The sequence below is a fragment of the Bifidobacterium margollesii genome, assembly GCF_002860355.1.
GTDB lineage: Bacteria > Actinomycetota > Actinomycetes > Actinomycetales > Bifidobacteriaceae > Galliscardovia > Galliscardovia margollesii.
In genome coordinates this window covers 1-1,933 of record NZ_NMWU01000075.1, presented here as the reverse complement: position 1 = coordinate 1,933, position 1,933 = coordinate 1, and the positions used below count along the sequence as shown (strand labels likewise).

The window sequence follows — 1,933 nt, the reverse complement described above, 5'->3', positions numbered from 1 at the left end:
GACGCATGGGCCGGCGGCAAGTACTGGTTCAACCTCAACGTCCCGGTGCAGGCTCACGTGCCTTCCGCCAAACCTCTTAACGGTTTCGATGATTCCGCGGAATCCTGGACCACGCTCGTGCCGTCCGTGTCGTTCGCCACGCGCGCCCAGGCCACGTTCAACCTCGCGGGCAACACCACCCCGGTGTCCGACCTGATCTGGACCGGCTGCACGAACATCCCCGACGGCACCACGTTCACCGGCACCAGCACGCTCAACGTGGACACCGACCGCGACGGGAAGGCCGACCACACGAAGAGCGTGACCGTGGCCCCCAAGTGCGGCAGGACCGTCGCCTCGCCCACCGTGAGCCCGAAGGACCTGGGCGTGGGCGACCGGTGGCCCGCCGGCTTCTACTGGTGGGACCTCAACGTGCCCAAACAGGGCCGGTACGTGCTCAACGACACCGGACACGCCGGGCACGGGGACGCGAAGGAGTCCTGGACGGCCGCCGCGTCCCGCCTGATGACCGCCGGCGTGACCAGCCAGGCCGCCAACGGCCTGGTCGCCGACTGGAACCAGCAGGACGTGACCCGGGACACGAAATTCGACTCCCACGCCTCGTCCCTCCTGATCGCGGGCGGCACGGATCCGGTGTCCGACCGGGTGAGGCTCGACGTCAAGTCCCTCGACACGCCCGCCCACCGTGACTGGGACACGAACAACGACGGCCGGTTCGACGGCAGCCTCAGGTTCACCGTCAAAACCACGATGCACCTGACGGGCGGGAAGAGCAAGGCGAAGACCCTCGACTACGCGTCCTACCACTCCGTTGCGGGCGGCAACGACAGCGGCACCGAGACGTTCAGCTGGACGCCCGCGGACTTCGGGCTGAAGGCCTGGCCGGCCGGCGACGCCTGGTTCACCAGCCAGGTCACCGGCGTGACCGGCGCGGACAATGGGATGAACGTGGCCTGCCCGGCCGGACAGACCCTCGTCGGCAGCAAGCCCAATGAGTACCGGCTGTGCCTGACGGACTACGCGAAGGAGACGTCGGAGCTCAACGGGGCGGAGAACATCCACTTCACACCCCGGTTCAAGCCCAGCGTCACCTCGAAGGTCACGGCCTCCACCATGAGCGACGGCAACCCGCCCAGGGACGAGATCACCGTCAACCTCAACACCAAGACCGTGTCGGGCCTGAAGGTCACGGCGAGGGCCGACGTGTACTGGACGCCCGACAAGGGCACGGACGGCACGGCCCTGCCCGCGAACCGCAAGCACGTCGCCGCGGTCACCCCGCTCGTGTTCGACGCCGCGTCCTTCAAGGACGGCGTCGCCACGAAGACCTACGACCCCGCCAAGGACCCCGCCATGAAGAACGTGCTGGGCAGGCTCGGCACCGGGTACGTGACCTACGTGTGGCGGATCGACAGAACCGACCTGACCGGCCAGAACATCACCTACGGGTGGGACTGGCACGCCAAGGGCTGGACCAAGACCCTCACGTTCGAGTCCGCCCGGCTGCTGGACATGGACGCGACCGTATCCGACGGGTGGCGGCCCGGCCGCGAACAGGCCGAACAGACCACCGGCTGGTGGCTCAAGGTCACCAAGATCGGCTACCTCGGCCACAATGCGAACGGCTCGTTCCAGCCCGACCGTCCCGCCAAGGGGGCCGTCCTCAACATGCAGGAGACCGTCGACCAGACCGGCAGGACCCCGGTCGCCGGCGCCACGACGAACACCATCACCCTGAACAGCAAGGGCGAGGGCACGTTCCCCTACCATCGCATCAGGGAATCGTCAATCAATCGTTCGACGGTCGTGTCCAGAAACCTCGATGCGTTGACGATGTCCAATGTCCACGATCAACCAGCCGGTTCGTCCGGTCATTTTCTGAGGCATCGACGATCTCTTGATGCCCAAGGCCTCCGCGAGAACGGTCTGGGAA

The 1,933-nt window shown here is 66.9% G+C and carries 1 protein-coding gene; it reads left to right on the top strand.

Annotation, left to right across the window (positions count from 1 at the left end; all coding sequences use genetic code 11):
• Positions 1–1,933, top strand: a 1,933-nt coding sequence (locus Uis1B_RS12165; protein WP_165782888.1) for a hypothetical protein, incomplete at both ends; no start/stop codon positions are given.